General features: G+C 32.0%; 22 protein-coding genes. 15 read left to right on the forward strand and 7 right to left on the reverse strand.

Annotated features, from left to right (window positions below):
* Positions 1–188: 188 nt before the first annotated feature.
* Positions 189–986, forward strand: coding sequence for a DUF5694 domain-containing protein (locus tag AC3IPI_RS11045; protein WP_489159024.1), 798 nt, complete (start codon positions 189–191; stop codon positions 984–986).
* Positions 987–1,263: 277 nt separating this feature from the next.
* Here AC3IPI_RS11045 and sucC read toward each other — a convergent pair whose 3' ends face one another.
* Positions 1,264–2,457, reverse strand: a complete 1,194-nt coding sequence (gene sucC / locus AC3IPI_RS11050; protein ID WP_035622256.1) for an ADP-forming succinate--CoA ligase subunit beta — start codon at positions 2,455–2,457, stop codon at positions 1,264–1,266.
* Between the two features lie 415 nt (positions 2,458–2,872).
* On the opposite strand from sucC, the gene gltB reads away from it, so the two are divergent.
* The 9 genes from gltB to AC3IPI_RS11095 all read left to right on the forward strand — a co-directional run bounded on the left by gltB (position 2,873) and on the right by AC3IPI_RS11095 (position 15,749).
* A complete protein-coding gene (gltB, locus tag AC3IPI_RS11055; RefSeq protein WP_489159026.1) occupies positions 2,873–7,387 on the forward strand; it encodes a glutamate synthase large subunit in 4,515 nt (1,504 codons plus the stop codon).
* Between the two features lie 109 nt (positions 7,388–7,496).
* On the forward strand, positions 7,497–8,951 hold the full coding sequence (locus AC3IPI_RS11060; protein WP_489159028.1) for a glutamate synthase subunit beta: 1,455 nt from the start codon (positions 7,497–7,499) through the stop codon (positions 8,949–8,951).
* Positions 8,952–9,418: 467 nt separating this feature from the next.
* Positions 9,419–10,642 (forward strand): diaminopimelate decarboxylase, encoded by a 1,224-nt coding sequence (gene lysA / locus AC3IPI_RS11065; protein ID WP_039117618.1) that lies wholly within the window; start codon positions 9,419–9,421, stop codon positions 10,640–10,642.
* Positions 10,643–11,057: 415 nt separating this feature from the next.
* Positions 11,058–12,233 carry a hypothetical protein gene (locus AC3IPI_RS11070; RefSeq protein WP_489159030.1) on the forward strand — a complete coding sequence of 392 codons (1,176 nt, stop codon included), beginning with the start codon at positions 11,058–11,060 and terminating at the stop codon, positions 12,231–12,233.
* A 54-nt stretch (positions 12,234–12,287) separates the two neighbouring features.
* Complete coding sequence (locus tag AC3IPI_RS11075) at positions 12,288–12,950, forward strand: hypothetical protein (RefSeq protein ID WP_489159032.1); 663 nt, start codon at positions 12,288–12,290, stop codon at positions 12,948–12,950.
* 86 nt (positions 12,951–13,036) lie between these two features.
* Complete coding sequence (locus tag AC3IPI_RS11080) at positions 13,037–13,588, forward strand: hypothetical protein (RefSeq protein WP_489159034.1); 552 nt, start codon at positions 13,037–13,039, stop codon at positions 13,586–13,588.
* A gap of 57 nt (positions 13,589–13,645) precedes the next feature.
* Positions 13,646–14,170, forward strand: coding sequence for a GNAT family N-acetyltransferase (locus tag AC3IPI_RS11085; protein ID WP_489159036.1), 525 nt, complete (start codon positions 13,646–13,648; stop codon positions 14,168–14,170).
* Between the two features lie 473 nt (positions 14,171–14,643).
* A complete protein-coding gene (locus tag AC3IPI_RS11090) occupies positions 14,644–14,958 on the forward strand; it encodes a GIY-YIG nuclease family protein (RefSeq protein WP_489159038.1) in 315 nt (104 codons plus the stop codon).
* 278 nt (positions 14,959–15,236) lie between these two features.
* Positions 15,237–15,749, forward strand: a complete 513-nt coding sequence (locus AC3IPI_RS11095; protein ID WP_039117612.1) for an alpha-ketoglutarate-dependent dioxygenase AlkB — start codon at positions 15,237–15,239, stop codon at positions 15,747–15,749.
* An 850-nt stretch (positions 15,750–16,599) separates the two neighbouring features.
* Here the strand turns inward: AC3IPI_RS11095 and AC3IPI_RS11100 are convergent.
* Positions 16,600–17,034 (reverse strand): transposase, encoded by a 435-nt coding sequence (locus AC3IPI_RS11100; protein ID WP_489159227.1) that lies wholly within the window; start codon positions 17,032–17,034, stop codon positions 16,600–16,602.
* Positions 17,001–17,600: an IS110 family transposase gene (locus AC3IPI_RS11105; protein WP_489159040.1), complete on the reverse strand. Its 600-nt coding sequence runs from the start codon at positions 17,598–17,600 to the stop codon at positions 17,001–17,003. The genes AC3IPI_RS11100 and AC3IPI_RS11105 overlap by 34 nt, the downstream gene beginning before the upstream one ends.
* Positions 17,601–17,860: 260 nt before the next feature.
* Here AC3IPI_RS11105 and AC3IPI_RS11110 point away from each other — a divergent pair, with 260 nt between their 5' ends.
* The 5 genes from AC3IPI_RS11110 (at position 17,861) to AC3IPI_RS11130 (ending at position 21,538) form a co-directional block, all read left to right on the forward strand.
* Positions 17,861–18,256: a hypothetical protein gene (locus tag AC3IPI_RS11110; protein WP_489159042.1), complete on the forward strand. Its 396-nt coding sequence runs from the start codon at positions 17,861–17,863 to the stop codon at positions 18,254–18,256.
* Positions 18,257–18,293: 37 nt separating this feature from the next.
* Entirely contained in the window at positions 18,294–18,920 is a 627-nt protein-coding gene (locus AC3IPI_RS11115; RefSeq protein ID WP_489159044.1) for a DUF2947 family protein, read from the forward strand.
* 207 nt (positions 18,921–19,127) lie between these two features.
* Complete coding sequence (locus tag AC3IPI_RS11120) at positions 19,128–19,496, forward strand: hypothetical protein (protein WP_489159046.1); 369 nt, start codon at positions 19,128–19,130, stop codon at positions 19,494–19,496.
* 198 nt (positions 19,497–19,694) lie between these two features.
* On the forward strand, positions 19,695–20,090 hold the full coding sequence (locus AC3IPI_RS11125; RefSeq protein ID WP_323490996.1) for a VOC family protein: 396 nt from the start codon (positions 19,695–19,697) through the stop codon (positions 20,088–20,090).
* A 266-nt stretch (positions 20,091–20,356) separates the two neighbouring features.
* Positions 20,357–21,538, forward strand: coding sequence for a hypothetical protein (locus AC3IPI_RS11130; RefSeq protein ID WP_039115535.1), 1,182 nt, complete (start codon positions 20,357–20,359; stop codon positions 21,536–21,538).
* 57 nt (positions 21,539–21,595) lie between these two features.
* On the opposite strand, the gene AC3IPI_RS11135 is transcribed toward AC3IPI_RS11130, so the two are convergent.
* The 4 genes from AC3IPI_RS11135 to nrfH form a co-directional block, all read right to left on the reverse strand.
* On the reverse strand, positions 21,596–22,399 hold the full coding sequence (locus AC3IPI_RS11135) for a cytochrome c biogenesis protein (RefSeq protein ID WP_489159048.1): 804 nt from the start codon (positions 22,397–22,399) through the stop codon (positions 21,596–21,598).
* A 55-nt stretch (positions 22,400–22,454) separates the two neighbouring features.
* Entirely contained in the window at positions 22,455–23,702 is a 1,248-nt protein-coding gene (locus AC3IPI_RS11140; protein ID WP_489159050.1) for a cytochrome c biogenesis ResB family protein, read from the reverse strand.
* An 85-nt stretch (positions 23,703–23,787) separates the two neighbouring features.
* On the reverse strand, positions 23,788–25,281 hold the full coding sequence (nrfA, locus tag AC3IPI_RS11145; protein WP_489159228.1) for an ammonia-forming cytochrome c nitrite reductase: 1,494 nt from the start codon (positions 25,279–25,281) through the stop codon (positions 23,788–23,790).
* Positions 25,282–25,341: 60 nt separating this feature from the next.
* Positions 25,342–25,962, reverse strand: a complete 621-nt coding sequence (gene nrfH, locus AC3IPI_RS11150; RefSeq protein WP_039115528.1) for a cytochrome c nitrite reductase small subunit — start codon at positions 25,960–25,962, stop codon at positions 25,342–25,344.
* Positions 25,963–26,148 lie beyond the last annotated feature (186 nt).

Genomic DNA, 26,148 nt, shown 5'->3' on the forward strand with positions numbered 1-26,148 from the left:
GACTTTAAATGGAAATGATGTTTATATGAAATATTGTTTTTTAATGACGAACCTTGAAAAATATTATATGAACATTTTGAAAGCAGAATATCGGCAGTTGGTCAAGTGAAACTTAGTGTTCATCAAAACCGAAAAAAATGCTTCAAATCTGCTCATACATTTGCAATGAATTTAAACACAAAATCATCATGCAAAAAATTATTTTATTACTTGTCCTTATTACGTTTAGCCTATCCTCTGCTCAAACAAAAAAGAAACAAATCTTGTTAATTGGAACTTTTCATTTTGCAAATCCAGGAAATGATATTGCTAAAACAAAAACGTTTAATGTTATGTCTGAAAAAAGTCAAAAAGAGCTTGAAACTATTAGTGACAAAATCAAGAAATTTGGACCAGATAAAATTTTTGTTGAATGGAAATTTACCAAACAAGCCGAATTAGATAAGTTTTACAATAAAAACACAGATAGTCTTTTCAAAAAAGACGCAAACGAAATTACGCAACTGGCGCTTCGTACTGCTAAAAAACTAAATCATAAAAAATTATATGGAATCGATTATCGTAACCGCTTTTCTTATGACAGTTTAATGATAAGCATGGATAAAGCTAATCAAAAGAATTTAAAGGAAAGAACTGCGGAATTGATGAAGAAATTTGAGAATGATCAAAACGAAAGAATCTCAAAAAGTACTTTAACCGAACTTATGTTATACAGTAATGAAAAAGAAGCTGATGAAGATAATTTACAATGGTACTTAGAAGTAGCAAATAGAACAGGAAATCCAGATGATTTTACAGGAGCTTCTTTAGTTGCGAATTGGTATAAACGAAACTTGTATATGTATTCTTTAATCCAAAAGCTAACTGAAAGCAAAGATGATAAAATAATGGTTTTAGTAGGCAGTGGTCATGCTGCAATGTTCAGGCAGTTTATTGTAAATGATCCAACATTTGAACTTGTGGAATTATCAACTGTTCTGAGATAGCTAACTTAGGTGCAAAACACACTAAGGTTCTCGCATAGTAAGGATTTTACAATAAACACAAAGTTCGCAAAGCTTTATCTATAGCTTTGCGAACTTTGTGTTTTAATCATAAAGCTAGAATAAAATCTTAACGTGCATAGCGGGTAAAAAAACAGCTTGGATTTTGCGCAACGTATGCGTACAGCAATACATTTCTATAATACATGTGGTTTTGTAAAACAAAAAATCCCTCCGATTATCGGAAGGATTTTTATATATAATTTGATTTCTTATTTGATTAAGAAAGTGCAGCTTTAACTTGGTCAGCAGCTTCTTGAAATTCTACAGCAGATAAAATCGGCATTCCGGAATTGTCAATTAGTTCTTTTGCAATAGCAGCATTTGTTCCTTGTAAACGAACAATGATTGGCACTTTAATAGCATCTCCCATGTTTTTGTAAGCGTCTACAACTCCTTGAGCAACACGGTCACAACGAACGATTCCTCCAAAGATGTTAATTAGGATAGCTTTTACATTAGGATCTTTTAAAATGATACGGAAAGCTGTTTCAACACGTTTTGCGTCAGCAGTACCACCTACGTCAAGGAAGTTTGCAGGTTCGAAACCAGCATACTTAATTAAATCCATAGTAGCCATTGCTAATCCAGCTCCGTTTACCATACATCCTACAGTACCGTCAAGATCTACATAGTTTAATCCTACTTCTTTTGCTTCAACTTCGATTGGGTTCTCCTCACGAATATCACGCATTTCAGCATATTTCTTTTGTCTGTATAAAGCATTATCATCGATATTTACTTTAGCATCTACAGCCATGATTTTATTATCCGATGTTTTTAAAACTGGATTAATTTCAAACATAGAAGCATCAGAACCAATGTAAGCATTGTATAATGAGTCAATGAATTTTACCATTTCTTTAAAAGCATTTCCAGAAAGACCTAAGTTAAAGGCAATTCTTCTTGCTTGAAAACCTTGTAATCCTACAGATGGATCAACTTCTTCTGTAAAGATTAAATGAGGTGTGTGTTCAGCAACTTCTTCGATGTCCATACCACCTTCAGTAGAATACATGATCATGTTACGACCTGTACCTCTATTCAATAAAACAGAAACGTAAAATTCAGAAGTTTCGCTTTCACCAGGATAGTAAACATCTTCAGCAACTAAAATCTTATTTACTTTTTTACCTTCAGCAGAAGTTTGAGGTGTAATCAATTGCATTCCGATGATTTGTTCAGCTATTTCTTCAACTTGTTGCAAGTTTTTAGCTAACTTAACTCCACCACCTTTTCCACGTCCACCTGCGTGAATTTGTGCTTTAATAACGTGCCATCCTGTACCAGTCTCAGCAGTTAATTGTTTTGCAGCAGCTACAGCTTCAACCGCATTATTAGCTACAATTCCGCGTTGGATGCGTACTCCGTAACTAGCTAAAATTTCTTTTCCTTGATATTCGTGTATGTTCATAATATAGAATTTGTCTGGTTCTGAATTAATTTCAGAATAAAAGTGGCACAAAAATAGCAAAAATGAACTTTAAAAAGAAATCTTTTTGGAATAAAAAGCAAGACTTATTTTGGATTGTGATTTCTTTAAAATTAATTAAAAATTTGAGTTAAATAATTGTGTAATGAATGTTAATTCAAAGACACTATATCGTTTGAGATTTAACATAAAACGTTGCTGTTTTCAGCGTGAAATAAGGATTTTGTCAATAAAAATGAAATTCGAATTATGATTTTGTCAATTCGGGGTGGGTTAAATAATATTATTGATAATTTAGGATTGTTTTTCTATTATTAGTATAAAAATGTAAGCGATACGCTTTATTTGATACAGTATGTTTAACGGAATCTTTATTTTTGTAAAAAAAATATCAAGAATGAAAGTTAAAGAACAAGGGCTATATCTGCCCGAATTTGAACACGACAATTGTGGTGCAGGATTTATTTGTAATTTGAATGGTATTAAGTCTAATGACATCATTCATAAAGCATTGGATATCTTAATAAAATTGGAACATCGTGGTGCAGTTAGTTCTGATGGAAGAACTGGAGACGGTGCTGGAATTTTATTTGATATCCCACATGATTTTTTTAAGAAAGTTTGTGAATTTGAAATCCCTGAAACACGAGAGTATGGAGTAGGAATGGTTTTTTTACCTAAAAGTAAAAATCAAGTAGCATTTTGTATTAATGCATTTGAAACAACCATAAAAGAGCAAAACTTAGCTATTTTAGGCTGGAGAGACGTCCCGGTTGATGTAAATAGTCTAGGAGAAATTGCAGCAGAAAAAGAACCGACCGTTAAGCAGGTTTTTGTTAGTAAAAATGGGCAAGAACTAACAGAACAACAATTTAACGCTAAGTTGTTTGCAGCTCGCAAAATAGCAGAACATGCTGTCAGAAATTCTAAGACTTCTGAGAGTCATATGTTTTATTTTTCTAGTTTATCTACAACAACCATTATATATAAAGGTTTGTTGATGCCGGAAGATATCAGCGGATACTATACTGATTTAAAAGATACTGACTTAGTAACACGTTTGGCTCTAGTACACCAACGTTTTTCTACGAATACATTCCCATCTTGGGAGTTGGCTCAGCCTTTTAGATATATGTGTCACAATGGTGAAATCAATACTTTGCGTGGTAACATTAGCAGAATGAGAGCCCGTGAAGAATTGATGCAAAGTGATATTTTTGGAGATGATATTAAGAGATTGTTTCCTATTATCTTAGAAGGAAAATCAGATTCTGCTTCTATGGATATGGTGGTAGAACTACTGTTAATGACAGGAAGATCACTGCCTGAAGCAATGATGATGGTTGTACCAGAAGCTTGGGAGAAACACCAAACAATGTCTGAAGATAAAAAAGCATTTTACGAATATAATGCTTGTATTATGGAACCTTGGGATGGACCAGCTTCTATTCCGTTTACCGATGGAAATGTAATTGGTGCGTTACTAGACAGAAATGGATTGCGTCCTTCTCGTTATACTTTAACAAAAAGTGGTTTCGTAATCATGTCATCAGAGATCGGTGTTCTTGATGTTAATCCTGAAGATGTAATACAACACGGTCGTTTAGAGCCAGGTAAAATGTTCTTGGTAGATATGAATGAAGGACGTATTATTGAAGATGATGAGATTAAAAATGCTATCGTAACAAAACGCCCATATAAAAAATGGCTTAATGAAAATTTATTGCCATTAGCAAAGGTACCTTATACTAATAATCCAACACCTGTCGAGAGCATTGATTTCGAAACAAGACAACGATTATTTGGTTATACAATCGAAGATTTAAAAACAATAATTAACCCTATGGGGTCTAGTGGAGCAGAAGCGATTAGCTCTATGGGTAATGATACACCATTGGCAGTTTTGTCTGAGCAACCACAGTTGTTGTATAATTATTTCAAACAATTGTTTGCACAGGTAACCAATCCACCTTTGGATGGTATTCGTGAGGAGATTATCACAGATATCAGTTTAGCGGTAGGAGGAGATTTTAATATTTTTGAAATTGAATCAAAACAATGTAAAAAATTAAAAATTCAAAATCCGGTTATCTCTAAAGAGGATTTGGATAAAATCAAAAATATAGATCATGCTGATTTTAAAACCGCTACTATTTCTACTTTATATAAAATAGAAAAAGGAGTAAATGGTTTAGAGCGTGCTTTAGAAAAATGTGTTCAGGCAACTTTTAAAGCTGTAAATGAAGGACACAACATCATCATACTTTCAGATAGAGGAGTAAGTAAAGAATTGGCACCAATACCAATGTTATTGGCTTGTTCTTATATTCACCACTCATTGAATATCTTACAGGTTCGTTCTAAATTCGGAATTATAATCGAATCGGCAGAACCTCGTGAGCCACATCATTTTGCTTTATTATTTGGTTATGGTGCTAGTGCTATTAATCCTTATATGGTAAATGAAATTATTCATAATCAAGTAGAGCAAGGTTTTATTACTGGAATAAAAGCCGATTATGCAATTGCTAATTATAATAAAGCTATTGCAAAAGGGATTCTTAAGATTATGAATAAAATAGGTATCTCTACATTACATTCTTATAGAGCTGCACAAATTTTTGAAATCTTAGGATTAAATAAAACTTTTTCGACTAAATATTTCCCATACACACCATCTCGAATTGAAGGAATTGGTTTGATGGAGATTGAAAAAGAAGTTAAGAAAAGATACCAAAAAGCATTTCCAAATTCTAAAATTGCAAATTTATTGCCATTAGAAATTGGAGGTATTTACAGATGGAGAAGATCAGGTGAAAAACACATGTTCAATCCAACTACAATTGCAAAATTACAGCAGGCAGTTCGTTTAAACAGTCCTGAAAGTTACAAAGAATACTCAGATATGGTCAATGAGCAAAGCTCAAACCTTATGACAATTAGAGGAATGTTTGAATTTAATAATTTAGATCCAATTTCTATTGATGAAGTAGAGCCTTGGACAGAAATTGTGAAAAAATTTAAAACAGGAGCAATGTCTTATGGATCTATTAGTAGAGAAGCACATGAGAATTTAGCAATTGCAATGAATAGAATTGGCGGAAAAAGTAATTCGGGAGAAGGAGGAGAAGATCCTAAACGTTTCCAGAAAGAAATTAACGGAGATTCTAGAAATAGTGCTATTAAGCAAGTAGCTTCAGGAAGATTTGGTGTTTCTATCAATTACCTGACAAATGCTAAAGAGATTCAAATAAAAATGGCTCAAGGTGCAAAACCTGGAGAAGGAGGGCAATTACCTGGTGAAAAAGTAGTGCCTTGGATTGCAGAAATTAGAAATTCAACACCTTATGTTGGGCTTATTTCTCCACCACCTCACCACGATATTTATTCTATCGAAGATTTATCTCAATTAATTTTCGATTTAAAAAATGCTAATCGTGAAGCACGTGTAAATGTAAAATTAGTTTCAGAAGTTGGAGTTGGAACAATCGCTGCTGGTGTTGCAAAAGCAAAAGCCGATGTGATCTTGATTTCTGGTTACGATGGAGGAACTGGTGCTGCACCATTAACATCTTTACAGCATACAGGTATTCCTTGGGAACTTGGTTTGGCGGAAGCACAGCAAACTTTAATCTTAAATGATTTAAGAAGTCGTGTAGTATTAGAGTGTGATGGTCAGTTAAAAACAGGTCGTGATGTAGCTATTGCAGCTTTATTAGGAGCAGAAGAATTTGGTTTTGCGACAGCACCACTTGTAGCTTCTGGTTGTATCATGATGAGAGCTTGTCACTTAAATACATGTCCAGTTGGTATTGCTACACAGGATCCAGAATTAAGAAAAAATTTCAAGGGAACGCCAGAGCATGTAATTAACTTCATGTATTTTATTGCCGAGGAGTTAAGAGAAATCATGGCACAATTAGGATTCAGAACTTTAAAAGAAATGGTGGGGCAATCACAAAAATTAAATGTGAACAAAGCTATCAAACATTATAAAGCAAATGGATTAGACTTGTCTTCGATACTTTACAAACCAGAGAAAGCAAAAACAGTTCCAAATCACAATACGACTACACAAGATCACGCATTAGAAAACGTATTGGATTTTGCAATTATAAAAGAAGCTATTCCGTCTATTTATAGAAAAGAAAAAACAAGAGTTACTTTTAAAATTAAGAATACAGACCGCTCAGTTGGTGCAATTTTAAGTAATGAAATTTCAAAAATATATGGTGCTCAAGGATTACCTGAAGATACTATATTAGTTGATTTTGAAGGTTCAGCAGGACAAAGTTTTGGAGCTTTTGCTACCAATGGATTGTCATTTAAAATTCACGGAAACTGTAATGATTATTTAGGAAAAGGACTTTCTGGAGGGAAACTAATTATTAAAGTTCCACCTACTGCTACTTTCAAACCTGAGGAGAATATCATTATTGGTAACGTTGCTCTTTACGGAGCTATTACTGGTGAAGCATACATTAATGGTATGGCCGGAGAACGTTTCTGTGTAAGGAATTCTGGAGCAACAGCAGTTGTAGAAGGAATTGGAGATCACGGTTGCGAATACATGACTGGAGGAACTGTTGTTATTTTGGGTAAAACCGGAAGAAATTTTGCTGCGGGTATGAGCGGTGGTGTTGCTTACGTTTACGACAAGAATAAAAAATTCGATTCTACTTTATGTAACATGGAAATGGTTGCATTCGATCCAATGGAAGAGGATGATTTTATCAAGTTAAGACGTTTGATAAAAAACCATTCGTTGTACACAAATAGCCCATTGGCAAAAAGACTTTTGGCAGACTGGGAAAACGAGCAGGAACATTTCATCAAAGTAATGCCTACAGATTACAAAAAGGCATTACAAAGAATAGCAGAAGAAAAGCAAATTGAAGAACTAATAGCTTAATAAAACATCAATTTCAAAAATCAATTTCAATGGCAATGTCTTCCTCATCGTCCTGAGACCTTGGGAGAAGGATTTGGAATTTTAAAAATTGGAATTTAATTAAAATGTCATGGGTAAGATAGGTGGATTTAAAGAATATAATAGAGCAGACGAAAGTAATATTGCTGTTAAGGAACGTGTATCAAACTATAATGAGTTTACGATAACCTTAGAAAAAGATAAGATTAAAGAACAAGGTTCAAGATGTATGGATTGTGGTATTCCGTTTTGCCACAGTGCATGTCCGTTAGGGAATTTAATTCCAGATTTTAACGATATGGTACATCAGGAAGAGTGGGAGAGTGCATTAAAAATTTTGCAATCAACAAATAACTTCCCTGAATTTACAGGTCGTTTATGTCCTGCACCATGTGAGAAATCATGTGTATTAGGAATTATCAAAGAACCAGTTGCGATTGAGAATATCGAGAAAAATATTATCGAAAGGGGTTTTGCTGAAGGTTGGATTAAACCACAACCTCCAAAAAAGAGAACTGGAAAAACAGTTGCGGTTATTGGTTCTGGTCCTGCAGGTTTAGCAGCAGCACAACAATTAAACAGAGCTGGACACACAGTTACGGTTTTTGAAAGAGACAATGCAATTGGTGGATTGTTGCGTTACGGAATTCCTAATTTTAAATTAGAAAAAGGAATTATCGACAGACGTGTAATAATATTAGAAGCCGAAGGAATTGTTTTTAAAACCAATGTAAATGTTGGAGTTAATTATAGTATCGAAGAACTAAATGCATTCGATTCAATCGTTTTATGTGGAGGAGCTACAGAAAGAAGAAGCTTGCCAACTAAAGGAATCGAAAGCAAAGGAGTTGTTCAGGCAATGGATTTCTTAACACAGCAAACAAAAGTTTTATTTGGCGAAGAAATTCCTAACCAAGTAAAAGCAACTGGTAAAGATGTAATTGTTATTGGAGGAGGAGACACAGGATCAGATTGTATCGGAACTTCAAACAGACATGGAGCAAAATCGGTTACAAATTTTGAAATTTTGCCAAAACCACCAGTTGGAAGAAGCGAAACAACACCTTGGCCGTTCTGGCCGTTGCAACTTAAAACATCATCTTCACATGAAGAAGGTTGTGACAGAAACTGGTTAATTAATACCAAAGAGTTTCTAGCAAACGAAAAAGGAGAATTAGTAGGTTTAAAAACGGTTGAAGTTGCTTGGAAAATGACTCCGGGACAACGACCAGAACTTATAGAAAAAGAAGGTTCAGAGAAAATTTGGCCATGTGATTTAGCATTATTGGCACTTGGATTTACAGGGCCAGAAAAAACATTAAGCGATCAATTAGGATTACAGTTGGATATGAGAAGCAATTACAAAGCGACAAATTATCAAACAAATGTTCCACATATCTTTACAGCTGGAGATATGCGCAGAGGACAATCCTTAATCGTTTGGGCAATCTCCGAAGGTCGTGAGGCTGCGAGAGAAGTAGATTTATATTTAATGGGATCTACAAATTTACCAACAAAAGGAAGCGGAGACTTACCAAGTCTATAAACCAACAAACAACACACTTTTGCTAAGCTGCTAAGGCACTAAGCGACTAAGATTCTAAGTTTTTTACTTAATCACCTTAGTAGCTTAGAATCTTAGCAGCTTTTTTTGCTACGAATTTCTCTGATTAAAGGGTTTTGTTGGTTTGCTACGATCCGAATAATAGCAAATAGGGGAACCAATTTCACAAATGACGCTTATTAAACAGGTACTTAGTAAAATTCCATAAATAAAAATTAGAGAAAATTCGAGTCATTCGCGGCAAAAAAATATTATGCATTAAACACTCTGTGGCAAAAAACTTAGTATCTTAGATCCTTAGCAGCTTAGGATCTAAAGAGGATTTTATATAAATTTAAAATAGCGCACAAAATGTTTTATTTTAAACAAATTGTTATAATTTGTTATTATTTTACATTTTATTGGTGGGTATTCAAAAGAGTAATAAATTTGTCAAAAATAGTTTAACAATGCAATCAAAAGATTTACTGCAATTAGCAGACCAATTTGGAAGTCCATTATATGTGTATGATGCTGAAAAAATCCAATCACAATACAACAGGTTAACTAAAGCGTTCTCTAAAGTAGAGAATCTTAGAATTAACTATGCCATGAAGGCCTTGTCCAATGTTGCAATACTTCAGTTGTTAAAGGATATGGGGTCTGGGTTAGACACAGTATCTATTCAGGAAGTATTACTAGGACTTCACGCTGGATATGAGCCTGAAAGAATATTTTATACACCAAACGGAGTTTCTCTTGAAGAAATTGAAGAAGTAGCTGCAATGGGTGTACAAATAAACATCGACAACTTATCTATTCTGGAGCAATTCGGAACCAAATATCCTAATACACCAGTTTGTATTCGTATCAATCCGCACGTAATGGCAGGAGGAAATACTAATATATCTGTAGGACATATCGATAGTAAATTCGGGATTTCTATTCATCAATTGCCACATTTAGTGCGTATTGTAGAGAATACCAAAATGCATATCGTAGGTATTCATATGCATACAGGATCAGATATTCTGGATATTGAAGTGTTTTTATATGCTGCCGAAATTTTATTCGACGCTGCTAAAAACTTCAAAAACTTAGAATTCCTAGATTTTGGAAGTGGATTTAAAGTACCATACAAAAAAGATGATATCGAAACTGATATTGAAGAATTAGGTAAAAAATTATCAAAAAGATTCAATTCGTTTTGTACAGAATACGGAAAAGATTTAACCTTGATTTTCGAACCAGGTAAATTCCTGGTAAGTGAAGCAGGTTTCTTCCTGGCGAAAGTAAATGTTGTAAAACAAACGACTTCAACAGTATTTGCTGGAATCGATAGTGGTTTTAACCACTTGATTCGTCCAATGTTATACGGTTCACAACATCATATCGAAAACATTTCTAACCCTAAAGGAAAAGAGCGTTTCTATTCGGTGGTTGGATATATTTGTGAGACAGATACATTTGCTAATAACCGAAGAATTTCGGAAATTAAAGAAGGTGATATTTTGAGTTTTAGAAATGCAGGAGCATATTGTTTCTCAATGTCTTCTAATTATAATTCAAGATACAAACCAGCCGAAGTTTTATGGATCAAAGGCGAAGGACACTTAATTCGTGCTCATGAAACATTCGAAGATTTATTAAGAAATCAAATCGCGTTGCCACAAGAAGTTGCTGCAACAGTTTAAAATAAAAAAAAGAATGTCAATTTAAAAGATCCCATTCCCGAAAGGTGAATGGGATTTTTTTTGCTCAACATTGTCATTCTAATTGTCAGGTTGAGCGATCCCGGAACTTCGGGAGAAGTTCACGCAAAGTAACCACAAAGCTTAGAATTGAAATTTAATATTTTGGGCGTGTCCCTCCGGGTCAGGCTTTCGGCTTTATCTTTTGTTCCGTTTCTCTTCACAAAAGGATATCGCCTCTATCCTTCACGCAGTCCTTGTTTTCATAAGAAAAATATAAAATAATTAAAGATTTGTAAGTATTATTTTAATATTTTCGCCAAAAAACTTCAACCCTTGCAAAACTAAATATATTAGGATTAATTATATAAAAACTCAATAAAGAAGGATAATAAAAACTAAAACCAAAACCAAAAAAATGAAATTTGAATTCAATAATTTTTATCACAGTAGCAAAAAATATTCACACGTATTTTGTTTGTTATTCTTGCTATTTTTTAATTGCAAAACCAAAGAGAGTAATATCCCAAAAACACACAAGAATCCTACATCAGATACTATTGCGTCGCAAAGTGATGATTCTATAGATCATAGTAGTGAAGACGAAATTGCTGCGAGGAAAAAATATATAGCTTTTCTAACTGATTTTTTAAATCAAAATGCATCGAAACAATCCATTGATACTTTAAATAATAGAGTAGAAGCAGCAATGGAAATTTACGCTAATTATAATTCACTTAAAGATTCAGATTTTATAGACGTAAACGATAAGTTAGTCAGTTTTATTGAGAGTAAAAATGATTTAAAAATACCTGAAAGTTTTTACACTGCAGGGTTAATGGAATCGTATGGCTATTTTAGTATTGCTGATGGACATCCTATAAATCATTTTAAAATAGGAGCAAAATTAGGGAATGTAAATTGTGTAAAATATTTAGCGATAATCTATTTTGAGCGAATCCTAACGAAACACAATGCAACAGAATTATGTGATCCTGTTTGTATGTCTCATCGAGGTAGAAATTATATTGAAGATACTCATTTAGCAAGTTTAAGTAAAAAGGATATCTTAGGTTTTACTTCCCTTTCGAATAATGTTTTATTAAAAACAATTAGTGATCACATCAACACAAAAATGACAGATGAAGAAATATTAAATTATGTTATTCATTTACGAACCCATTCAAACCCTATTTTTAATTTGAATGACATACAAATTAAAGAAGCTTTAGATAATCATAAAGTAGATTCTAAATCATATCAGGGTAGTAAGAGTAATGAGGTGTTTAGAAAAATTTTAGACAATAATTCTAACATTGATATTAGCGACGTTGCAGAGCTCTACACTTTTAATTATCCAGCTTACGATAATGAAGCTGTGTTTTTATTTTGGATTACATTAGATTTTGAGAAAAGAGGAATTGTAACCTACAATCAATTTATGGAGGAGTATGATTTACAAGAAAAGTACGGAATCATTGATTTAGGATCTCGAGAATTAATTAACGGTATATTAAAATATTTTATAGATCACGGAGATACTAAAAGTGAAGAATTATTAAAAGAATATGCTAGTATCGATAATTCAAATTAAATGTGTAACAAGGAGTATAAGTATTAAAACATAATTTATTAATAATTACCACCAATGAAAAAAGTATTTTATTTGAGCATCTTATTCTTATCTATTCAAAATTTATGTGCTCAAAATATTATAGATTTCTTTTATTCTATTCCATCACAATACGTAGATAGTCTAAGTTATGTTGAAAGAAAAAATTTGATTAAAAATAAAAGACTAGAAAAATATGATATGCTATACACAGTAGAGTATGATATTAAAAATGGGTATTTGCGGTTGGAACAAAGTTATACAGAAGGACAGTCAGGATATGGGATTTACGAAATAGCATATTGGAATGTGAAAAATAAAAAGCTGATTGCCGTTTCTAGTATTTTGGGAAGTAATGGAGGGTTTCATCAACATAATTTTAAATTTTTTGAATACAAAGACGAAAACTTGACCGAAGCAAGAAATGGTTATTTAAAAAGTTACACTTCAAATTTTGAAGTTTTTATAAATAATCTTGTTACTGAATTCACTAAAAAAAATACTAGTCAATCGGTTAAAGAGGATTTGTCAAGTACTCAATTTACAATAGAGCTACCTCGTAAAGGGAAAAATATAAGTGTGTCTTTTAAAGATAACAATATGAGTGATCCGGATTATTTTAATAAAAATTATGCAAAGCATCTAAACTTCAGGGAGAAGGTATATAAGTGGAATGAAATTAAAGAAGTTTTTGAATAATAATATCGGCTGAAGAGAAATCCCGACTTCGTTGCGTATAAAGCTAAATAATAGATAACAAGAAAAAAATACAGAAGATTAGGAATATGAAAATTAGAATTTTAATAATTGTAGCGCTCATTTTTATCTCTTGTAAAAAAGAAGAAAAACAACAAAACGATAAATTTGAAAGTTTAAAAGTTGATACAATAATAAAACCTCAAGAAAAAGAAACCAAGAATTCTGATACAATTGTAGTTTCTAAAAAGCATAAGGTAAACAAGATTTCCTGTGATTTAGATGGAGATGGATTGAATGAAACTGTTGAAATTGTAAGAAGTACCAAAAATGAGAAAAGCGGTTTAAGAATCATATTCGGAAATGGAAAAAGAACGGATTATTTAGGAATGGGAAATAATATTCTAGAACAAGGTTTTGATGAGATAGATTGGGCTGGAATATTTGAAAAAGCTCCCAAAAATGAATTGTATTGGAATAATGTAAATGACGAAGGCGAAATTATGACTGATGAAGAAGTTAATGAAGCCGATAAAATAAAATTATTGAATGACGGAATATTTATTCACGCCGAAGAAAGTTGCGGTGGCGGAGTAATTTATTTAAAAGATGGAAAATACGAATGGATTCAGCAAGAATAAATTGCTATGATAATACTCAAGTCCTAAGTTTATAAAAAAAACATAAATCATTTTAATTTGAAGTTAAACACAAATATTTTTATCAAAACAGAACGATTGATCTTAAAACCAATTGAAGAAAAATATATCGATGATATTTATGAAAGCTTTACTAGTGAGGTAACTAAGTTTATGCCTTTTAATCCTCAAGGAAATAAAAATGAGATTATTGATTTTGTTCTTAATTCTAAGAAAGGCTTATTAGAAAAAACAGATATAGTATTTGTTGTTCTTGATATTGATGAAAGATTTATGGGTTGCTGTGGGATTCATAATATAAATCCAGAATCGATTGAAGTTGGTTTGTGGTTAAAAAAAGAATTTCAAGGTCAAGGTTTTGGTACGGAGATAATTACCGGAATAATTGAGTTTATTGAAGATAATTTTAAGGTTGAATATATTTTATATCCTGTGGACGAAGAAAATATCGCTAGCCGAAAAATACCTGAAAAACTCGGATTTATTCCTTTTAAAACTTACAGAAAGCGAAAAAAGGATACGATTGATTTAAATATAATTGAATATAGAAAACATTACAGTTAATAGTAATTCTGTATTTAATCCTTGCTTAATCCTATTTCTTCTGAAATGGGATTTTTTTGTTTTATGTTAATTTAATTTACTTGTTTGGGAGAGAGAAGTCTAAGGTTTTCTACACAAACTTGTTTTTTAAAGAAATGAGAAGATTGTGGATATTGGGACTTAAATATTTAATAATTTGGAAGTCACTACTCTGCAAACGCTCTCGACTTCGTAGCGATAACAATGGGGATAACAAAGATTAAAAAGAATATAGAAACGGGTACAAAGTCGGGATACTTCACACGGCGTGATTTTTTATTACACACAATATTTTCAAGCTGAGGTAAAGTTTGAGTTCACGCAAGTAACCACAAACTTGTCCTTTCGACGTAAGGAGAAATCTTCGCAAGAAACTCCATAAAGTATATCATATTTAAATACAAAAGGAAGAAAAATCTTAAAAATATTTATACCTTTAGGCAAAAATAAATTGAATGAATTTTCAAGAAGGTTATCATAATTACTACGTATACATAATAACAAACAAATCTAAAACTGTTTTTTATACTGGAGTTACAAATAATTTAAGAGTTCGTTTGAGTCAACATAAAGAGAACAATACAAATGGAAACAAAACCTTTGCATCAAGGTATAATGTTACGTTCTTACTATACTATGAAAAATTTACTTGGATTCAAGATGCAATTGCTCGCGAAAAAGAAGTAAAAGATTGGCGTAGGGAAAAGAAAATAGAATTGATAAAGACTATTAATCCAAGTTTGGATTTTTTGAATTATTTATTTGAATGATTTTATTTGTAAATCTCTACACAACATTTCCATTCTTTGTAGAGTTTCTTGCGAAGATTTCTCCTTACGTCGAAAAGACAAGATTGTGGATAATTGAGGCTTGAAATTTAATAATTTGGGTGTTTACCAATGAAAAAGGGGCTATATTCTTTTCTTCGTTTCATTTTGTAAAAGGATACCGTCTCTATCCTTGACGCAATCTTCGTTTTCATTAGACAATCATAACGACTTAAAGTCATTTGTAAGAAAAAATAAATATATTTGAAATAAAGAAAAAAATGAAAGGAATTACATTTGTTGAAAATTTTATTGAAAACCCAAACGAACTATTCGAAAATTTGAAGGTAAATGTGACATGGGACGAAAGAATGAGTGCCAGAAAAACTGCAAGTTTTGGAAAAGCATACAATTATTCTCAAATAGAATATCCATTCCAAGAGTTTCTACCTGAACTAAAAGAAATTAATCAAAAAGTTTCGAAAATAATTGGTTTTGAACCTAATAATTGTCTCATAAACTATTACTTAGATGGAAAATCTAAAATGGGTTATCATTCAGACCAAATTGATATTTTAGAACCACAAACTGGAGTTGCAATTATTTCAGTTGGAGCAATTAGAATTCTGAAATTTAGAAATATATTAAATCCTGAGTTATTTGAAAGCTTTGAATTAACGGAAGGTAGTTTGATTTATATGACGCAAGAAGTTCAAGAAAATTGGCAACACTCGATTCCACAATCAAAAACAGAAATCGGAAGAATTAGTATAACTTTGAGAAAAATGATATAATGAAAAAATCATTGAACAAATAATACTGCTTTCGAAGTCTCCCGACTTCGTACAGCACGTCAGATTAAAAAGTATTTTTTTTTGAGGGAAATAAAAAAATTATGCGGTTGGTTGGTTCTTTGCTTCTGTATCCATTCTTTTAAATTCTGACTTTACCCAATATATTAATTGGATTACGAAAAACAATGACATAAGACCAAATGCAATTCTAAGAAAGAAAGTAAAGCTACTAGAAAAATAATAACTTATCAGAATTGAGATGCTTAATAAAAAAATAGAAAAAACAGTTATTATCAAAAGGGAGTGCTTAGTTTCAATCTTAAGACTTGTGATATATTTTATTGTTGTAAAAACTGAACAAAGAAACCAAGTTATTGAAAGAGCGAAAATCATTGCAAATTGTGCATAAAAGGGATATGTAAAAAAATTAGGCTTAAATAAACAAAATGGAACAGTCCAAAATGCGCAGATAACTATAAAGAAAATAATTAATTGTTTTGACATATAATTATACCCGTTAAATGCATTTAGAAAATCACCCATAGTATTATTTGGTTAAGTTGATTAATTAAACAAATATATGATTTTTAAATTTTAGCTTTTGATATGTTTTTTTATTTGGTATTACTCAGCTCTTCGAAGTGTTCTAATGAAACTTTAGTTGCTCTGCGATAATTATTGTGTTAATAATGGATTAGCAAACCCTTTATTTGTGCGAAAAATTTTACATTTGTTTTTTGTGAAAAAATACCTAAATAGTATCTTATCAAAAGGACTATGTTTTTCACGAACACCAACTTTTCCCCTGCTGTGCATTCTATGATGAAAAACAAGTAAAAAGAGTTAAAATTCAAGATGCAAATTTATAAGTATTTATATAGGGAGTTTCTCTAGTTATAACAGCGAAAATTCTGCTTATAAGTTTGCATCTAATATTATTTAAAACCAACATTGAGTTTTTACCTTCCGCTTTTTTCTTTTTGTAATATTCTTTTAATTGTGGATCATATTTTAATGTTGTCATAGCACACATTTGCAATAATGACTTCATTTTTTTATCTGCCATATGATTTACTCTTGTCCTTCCTTTTACACTCGAACCTGAACTATGTTCAAAAGGCGCAACACCAGAATAACAGGCAAATTGTCTCCAGTTTTTAAAAGCTGTAAATCCTTTTGTTGCAATAATCAAATATACGCTGGTTTGTTCTCCCAATCCAGGAATCGATTTGATAAGTTGAGCTTGCTTAGTTAATTGATCGTTTGCTTTGATGACTTCTTTAATTTTGACTCAATTTTATGGATGGAATTTTTAATAGATTTGACAAGAGTTTGGTTAATTTGTGATACTTCTTTAAAAATTATTTTATCCGTGAAAGCTTTACTTTCCTTAGTCGCTTGTAGAAGTAATAACGCTTTTAGCATTTTCTCTCTTTCAGTATAAAGAATTTTTAATTTCTGAATATCCATGCTTGCGAAAGCGAATAGTTTTAATTTATCTATATTTCTATAACTGTAATAAGAAATATCTTTAGCATCAGTTTTGTCATTTTTTCCTCTTGAAATTCCTTTAGATTTTTTTATTTCAATAGCGGGAACAATCCATAAATCTAGATTAAGTTTCACTAAAACACTTGATAAATGATTGGTATAAACACCTGTGTTCTCGCAACAAAAAAGAGTACATCCTTTATCAACTTTTCTATCCAGTTTTTTAATAAAAATAGAAATACTCTTAATATTGTTTTCTATGATAAAATGCTCTGATTTAAGAGTTAAAGAATCAAGAATATTAATATCCAATTTTGCTTTTGATACATCAATACCAACATAAAATAAATACTTTTTCATAACTTTGAATTTAAGATGAATAAAAATGTTGAACTTCTTTAGAGCCTTTATTAGACCGCCATGTCTATCATTCTATTTGAAGCAATTCAACGGGATTCAAGGAGAAGGCAGAGGACTAATGCACAGCATGGTTCTTAACTAGCGAAGTCTAAAGTTCACCTCTGCTTTCCTTTGAATAAAATTAAAGTTTTTTATCTAATCCAAAGTAAAGGCGAAGTCTCACGACTTCGTAGTGACAATAATAATAAAACCTCATCATAATGAAAAACATAATAATTCTATTTTTTCTATTTAGTAATGTTTTAATTGCGCAAGAAAATATATTTCTTGATCCAGATAAAGAGCCAAATTGTGAAGAATTGAAGAACGGAAAATTTGCAAGCATAGGTTATAGTCCAAAAGAATATTATATGATTGTTAAGGACGGAATACAAACAGAATACATTGAAAATGGTCAATATGTTAAATCAATAATGGAGTTTTTAAATGAGTGTGAATATAAAACCACAATTCTAGAAGTTACAATACCTAATTACTATGCTAAAGTAGGTGATTCTTTGACCACAAAAATATTACAAACACAATGTGAATACATTAAAGTTAAAAGTACAATGTTTGATAAAGACTATGAATTTGTTTATGTCAAGATGAATTAATCAGATAGTAAGGATTTGCAATTACTAAGAGGTGAACATGAAAAATTTAGAAAAAATAAATCTAGTTAAATTAAAACTAAATATAGGTCTAAGTGCTGCGAAAGAATTAATTGATAAATTTAATGATGTCGATTTGGCTATTGAATCTTGGGAAAAACAAATTGAAGACGAACAAAAAGCTAGTCTAGATAAGAAATATGATTCTCTAGAAAAATTCTATTATTTTGAAAATGAATATTGTTATCCGACTTTAAATGATTTTGATAAACCAGAAATACAAGCCTTCACAAATAATTATTGTTCCCAACTTTGGAATAAATATATTTCAGAAAGTCAAAAACATCTTATGCTCATAAATAATCCTGACCAATGGAAAATAAAAAATGAGATTAAAAAAGAATATAATTGGCAAAATGACTGGAACGAAACTAATACTGAAGCTTTCAACGAAATTGTTAAGCCATTAATTGATTGGGAGGAAGATGATGAGGTTATGTTTTTTTGGAATAAGTACTCTGGAATAGAATCTAAATGGGGTATAATTTGCAAATATTGGATTTCGTTTTTATACGACGATGAATCAAATATTATTATAAATCTTAAAAATAAAAAAGTAATAATCTTGAGTACAAATGGAAACTTATCTATTGCTGAAAGAGATTAGCTCTCCTCTGGCGCGAGCGTCACGCTCGTGTCTATAATCTATTTCCCGTTTGCTTATCATATCATTTAGGTGACTTATGTTCACGAGCGGGACGCTCGCGTTAGCAAGATTGGTAACATAGATTTATAACATGAATTATCAAGGTTAACCTAATCTAAGCTTCATTTTTAATTTGTAATTTCGGCAAATTAAAAAAAACTACAAAAAATGAAATTACAAATACGCATTCTGATTTATTCCTTATTATTCTTTACCTATAGTTTTTCAACTTCATTTTTACTGACACTGGGCGAAAAATTAAAAGATCATAGATTTATAACTTTAGGCTGTGGTTTTCTTCTTATCAATTTAATTTTCTCTTTTAAGGTATTAAAATGGACTCCTTTACTAAATATAATATGCTCTGCTGTAATTGCATCTTTAGCTTTATTCTTAGCATTGAAGTTTGGTGATTTACGTCTGTTTTCAAAATATGACCCTCATGGGATTAAAACGGCATTAATGGTTTACGCCTTTTTATCTATTTTGTTTTGGGAAATTGTGTATCAAATAAAAAGTAGAAAACAATTAAAATAGAACTATATGTTAGATGTATTTCGATACATCTCTACAATACATTGTTTTGTAAAACTTACATAATCTTATTTCTAATCTGAATCCGTAGAGGTGCGCAATTGTGCATCTCTATTTTTTTTAATTTAAAAAGTCATAAATTTAGTGTGCGATTAATTATTTAATAATCGGAATTAAACTCTAATTTTTAAAATGAATATTATGGAAACTAAAAAAATATGGGCTAATTTGGGAGTAGAAGATTTAGTAAGAACAACCAAATTTTATAGCGATCTAGGCTTTAAACGAAACGGTCACGGTGTATCTGAAGAACTAACAAGTTTTACTTTTGGAGACGATAATTTTATAATTCATTTTTTTATAAAAGATAGATTTAAGTGGGCTGTTGATGCTGAAATGACTGATTTAAAACTTGGAAATGAAATTATATTTTCACTTTCTGCCGAAAGCAAAGATGAAGTAGATCAATGGCTAAAAAACGTTAAAAAAGCAGGAGGAAGAATTTTTGCTGAACCACAAGATTATGGAAAAGGATATTTCTTTGGTTTTTCTGATCCAGATGGACATAAATTTAATGTTTTATATTGGCCAAAATAAAATATATTTTTGATTAAATTCTGAAAGTCAAATTACTACGAGGTTACTATATTGAAAAAAAGCATCTCTAATTTAGCCCCGATGGGAGCGGTATCCTTTTTCTTGCCATCCTGACGGAGGAAGGATCTCAAGAAAAAGATTTAGCGTACAGCGGGAAGTTAGGTTGTTATGAAAATGAAAGTTTTTGCTTCTTAAATTTTAAATCATGATCCTATTTATCTGAATTGATCTAAAACAGATATATTTGCACTTTAAAAAATTAAGGAATGAAAAAGATTATAATACTTTTTTCAATATCGATTTTGGCGTTTTCTTGTGGTGTAAAAACTACTCAATCGTTGTTAAGTGATGGTGATTATGATGGAGCAATAAATCGTGCTGTTGAGGGATTAAGGAATAAAAAAGATTCTAAGGGGAAACAAGATTATGTTTATTTGCTGGAAGAGGCTTTTGCTAAAGCAAAAGAAAGAGATTTACGCAATCTTGATATGATGGCTAAGGAAGCTAATCCTGCTAATATAGAGCGTGTTTATAACACCTACATTCAATTAAATAATCGTCAGGAGAAAATAAGACCTTTGTTGCCATTACAATTAATGAAGCAAGGAAAAAATGCTTATTTCCCGTTTGATAATTATTCGGAACAAATTGTAAGTAGCAAAAATGCGTTGTCAAAATACTTATATGAAAACGCTTCGGTACTTTTAAAATCTAAAAACAAACTGGACTTTAGAAAAGCGTATGATGATTTTGCTTATCTGGAAAGTATAAATCCCGGATATAAGAATACTAAAAAGCTTATGGATGAGGCTTTGTTTAAAGGAACTGATTTTGTTGATGTTTATGCTAAAAACGAAACGAATATGGTTATCCCAAAACAGCTTCAAAACGATTTGCTAGATTTTAGCACGTATGGATTAAACGATAAGTGGACTGTTTATCATAGCGCCAGACAGAAAAATGTTATTTATGATTATAGTTTAGTATTGAATTTTAGAGAGATATTTATTTCACCTGAGCAGATTAAAGAAAAAGAGTTTATTAAGGAAAGAGAGATTAAAGATGGTGTAAGAACTCTTTTGGATGGCAGAGGAAGACCTGTTAAGGATAGCTTAGGTCGCGAAATAAAAGTGGATAATTATAGAACGCTTAGAGCAAATATATATGAGTTCAGACAATTTAAATCTTGTCAGGTAACTGCAAAGGTTGATTATATTGATTTAAAAGGAAATCAGTTAATACAATCGTTTCCTATAACGAGCGAGTTTATTTTTGATTATACTTATGCAACTTATAGAGGGGATAGAAATGCTTGTGAGGATAGTTATATTGGCTATTTTAATAAACGTGCCGTGCCATTTCCTAATAACGAGCAAATGGTTTATGATACGGGCGAAGATTTAAAAGCCAAACTCAAGGATATCATCGTTCGGAATAGATTTAGATGATAGATACTTTATATGTAAAAAAGAGTAGCAACTAAAATATAGTTGCTGCTCTTTTTTTTATGTATTGGAGTAGGTATGGACACTTTGTGCTGCTGAGGGCATATAGTTTACGCCGAACCAGCAAAGTAATAATACAACAAATGCTAATGCCAGGGTTATTAAAACGGGTTTAATACTATCGGGGTAACGATAACGCATGTGTATATAAATTAAGTATCCTAACCAGGTGAGCATTGCCCAGGTTTCTTTAGGATCCCATGTCCAGTAATGTCCCCAAGCTTCTTTTGCCCATAAAGCACCAAACAATAATCCTAAGGAAAGGAAACCAAAACCGACATATACTAGATTGTTTGCAAGTTGGAGTATAGCATCTTTATAAGTGCCTCTATAATATTCGTATAATCCATAACATGCTACAATAGATGATGCTGCAAGTAAGGCATAAGAAAAAATGTAAACCAATACATGGGGAACAAACCAAATGCTTTGTAAGGCTGGCATTAGGGCTTTGTTGTAGGTATCTGGATTAAGATAGTTGATGGTTAAAAATACTATTGCCATAACCAAACTATAGTTTAAGAGCCATTTGTATTTCCATCGGGTATAGGTTATTACGCCTATAATGGGTAAGAATACGGCATACCAAAGTCTTGTTTCGCCAAGTGTGCGCATAGGTGGTCGCCCCAAGTGTTGCCATAAGTTATAGGTAAATAGTACCATTGCCAAACCACCTAATGTTGCAAAAAGAAGTATAGGTACTGTTTTATTACGTGTGCTTTTTACAACTTGTAAAAGCATGCAGACTAACCAACAAATAATCGCCACAAGGGCATAGTGAGAAAAATAGATCCAATAATTCATTTAAAAAATCTTTATTTATATACAATTTCAAACATTCATTTAAACATATAACTGTTTAAACTACGGTTCCTCTTCCTTTAAATATTAAATAAACTGCTCCTATTATCATCATGAAAATTCCGGAGTAAACAATAGGTAACCAAGGATCACGAACTAATTCTATGACGCTTAATTTGGACCATTTTCCGAATTTTTCATCATAACTTAATTGGTATACTTTCCATCCGTTTACTTTATAAGGTTTATTGACTTCGATTACTGTTTTATCATTTTTCTCATCTTTAACAAAAACATTTACATGCGAACTGTATTTTTTTGCTTCAGGCTGTAACATTACGATTGCTTCTTTATCGTTTAGTTGTAAATAAGAATATTCGGTTGCAAAACTTCCGCAACTAATCCATGCTGTAGTATCTATTGTAGCCGATTTCACTTCGACCAGTGCAGCTGGAGTTGCTCCTTCTTCATTTACCTGAAAATAACCATTGCCAGTAAACTTGCTGTTTTCTATATAATTAATGATTTTAATTTTATAGCCTTTATAGTCATAGCTATCTCCTTTATTAATCATTCTAAGCGCGTTTACTCCTTTTGTCTCAATACTATTGTTTGTAATATCGGCAAATGCAAGTTTTGGGGCAAAGGTTTCCATATCAAAGCTTGTAAGTTCAAATGCAATAGGCATGGGGATCATAACACCTTTTTCGTTTTCGGCTCCCCATACAAGTTGGTTTTCGTATAATTTCATTGTGTAGCGTTGTAAATCTCCACTACCTAAAATTCCCGCTGTCATTGCTATAAAAAGCCCTAAATGGTTTAATATAAAACCCCAGTTTTTCCATTGCCATGGAGTCATTCTATTAAGGGTTGCGAGACCAAGTGTAATAAGAAAATACAATTGCGCGATAATAAATGGCCAACTTGTTAATACAAATGAGAACCCGAATAAATCAGGTTTTACTCCTTCGACAAAATTTTGTTGAGGAAGCGTTCCCATGATAACGGCTTGTATTAAAACCAAGACAATTGCACTAACAGATGCTGGAACTGATCTTAGCCATTTTACCCAAGGATGTGTCCTGCTGGTAAAATGCAGCAAAAGTAACATGCCAATAAATAAACCACCGATGATATAATTTATAGGTGCTCCAATGGCTTTAATACTAGTTCTGGTTGTTATTTGTAATAAATAACCCGTTAGTAATAATCCGCCAGCGATTATAAAAGATTCTTTATAATCCCAAGGATATTGCCAGAGCTTTCTTTTTGGAATTTTATGTTTTTCAAAATTAACTAATCTCATTCTTTTCTTAATTTGGAACTTTTAATTAAAGAGGGTTGTAAGGTTGATAATAACTTATACAAACCCTCTTTATACTTATTGGTTGTTATTTGGCAGGATTAGAATATAGCAGTTGTTTTTTCTTAGCTTCATCTAGCCATTTAGGTAAAACTGTTTTTTTGAATTCGGTTTTATTGGCCTTCTCTTTGTCCATATCAAGACCTATGAATTTCTGCGCTTTTTCTTTGGTAGAAATATCAGGATATTGCATAGGTGTAGTTTGTCCTAATGAAGCTAATACTTTACTTAATTCAATTCTTGCTTCGGCAGCTTTGTTTAACCCATTTGTAATAACTCTTGCAGTTTCTAATGGTGCATGAAATGATCCTCCGTGAGATGCTGCTGTAAAGTCCCAACGCCATTGTGATTGACGAATTAATTTCAGGATGCCTTTCATCTGAGCTTCTGTCGCTCCTTTATCCCAAGCTAGTTTTGCTTCTAGATGTGCTTTTACCAATTGGTCTTCTAGTTCAATACGTATTTGATGAATTTTTTGTTGACGCTCGTTTACGTTTGCTACCAATGTTTTTTCTTCTTCTCGGTGACAAACCTGACAAGAATTTGCTACGTTGTTAAGTGGAGATTGTATTTTATGATCGGTAAATTTTTGACCTCCTTCGCTTTTATATGGCATATGACAATCTGCGCAAGAAACACCTCTTTGTCCGTGGATTCCCATTTGATGAATCTCATAATCTGGATGCTGTGCTTTAAGAATTGGTGCTTTACTTAATGCATGGACAAAGTCTGTAAAATCGATATCATCATAATATTTCTCCATATCCTCTACAGTCATACCGTTTTTCCATGGGAATTTTACTTTAACCGCGCCTTCTACAGATTTTTTATCAAAATAATATTCTACGTGGCATTGTGCACAAACTAATGAGCGCATCTCGTTATGTGTAGCTTTGGTAATATCTTTTCCTTGCTCTTTAAAAGCTTCGATTAATGCTGGACGTGTAATTTTTAGATTCATTGTTTTAGAATCGTGACAATCCGCACATCCTATAGGATTTACAATTTCTGGCCCTAAAGATGCCCATGTTTGTTTGTAAAATTCATCTATACCTAATTTATCCATCATACGTGGCACATCTGGAGATTTACATACCCAGCAACTAGATGGCTGAGGTCCGTCTTGAGGTCCTTTAGGCGCTCCTGTTCTTAAGGAATTGTTGATGTCTTCTATGGCATAAAAATGTCCTCGGCCTTGATTGTAATCTTTCGCGAAAGCATAACCTGCCCAAAGAACTACCATACGTGGATCTTCATGTAGCATATCTCTCATTTTTCCGCCACCGTACATACTTGTAAAACTGGTATCGGCAGTTTGGTAATAAGTTTGGAACTCACGAGGATAATTTGCTCCCCAAACTTCATTTCTTGATTCAAATTCACCGACAGGAGCTAATACTTTATTAACAAATAAAGCTTCTGTACGACGTTCCATTACGCTATTAACTAATAAGCCAAGCATAAACACAACTAACATGGTAATGCCAAACATTACCCATCCTAACCATGGTTTGCGTTTTATAATTTCTTTTAGTGGTGCCATAATTATATTTGTATTTAATTGAAAATTTTAATTCTTATTCTATTTTGTTTGATTTGATTCTTTCTTTTTTGCAGTTTTTGTACTATCGGTTTGTTTTTGTAGCCATTCTGGAATAGGAGATTCCAACAAAGGAACTCTGGCATTTGGTACAGACGATAAACTATTTACTCTGCCATGAGGAACTTCGCGGTGACAATCCCAGCATAATTTTCCTTCACCATGTTTTTTGCTTTCCAGAGTTACTCCTGTTGTACTAACATTAGCATTAAGATCACTATGGCAACGTTGGCAGTTTTTTTGAACTACATCTGTACCAGCTTCCTTTATATGGATAACTTGTGGCTCTGCTCTCCATGTAAATATGGTTGCATGATAAATACCATCTTTTGCCTTAAAAAAGTATTTATTAAAGGCATTGTTGTGTGGTACATGGCAATCATTGCAATTGGTAACTCTTGCATGGGAGCTATGTTGCCAAGTAGCATAAAAAGGAGTCATTACATGGCAGTTAACACATGTTTTAGGATCGTCGGAGAGGTACGAGACTGCGTTAGATACATATAATAAATAAGCAAATAATCCCATTCCTATACCCACTGCCATTATAACAAAGGGTACCCATTTGCGTGGTGGTAATAAATAATTTAAAATCTTAATCATAATAATATCCCTTAATTGTAGTATTAAAAATATTCAGATATTTGCTACATTATGATGATATTTATCAGATAGTAAATTTTGATGTATATAGAAGTAAATTGTCTTAAAAACAAGGTAATCTAAGGTGTTTTAACAATTTATAAGAATATTGTTTTTTAAGTTTAAGAGATTTAACTGTTGAGGTTG

This window comes from Flavobacterium sp. GL_143, assembly GCF_057834355.1.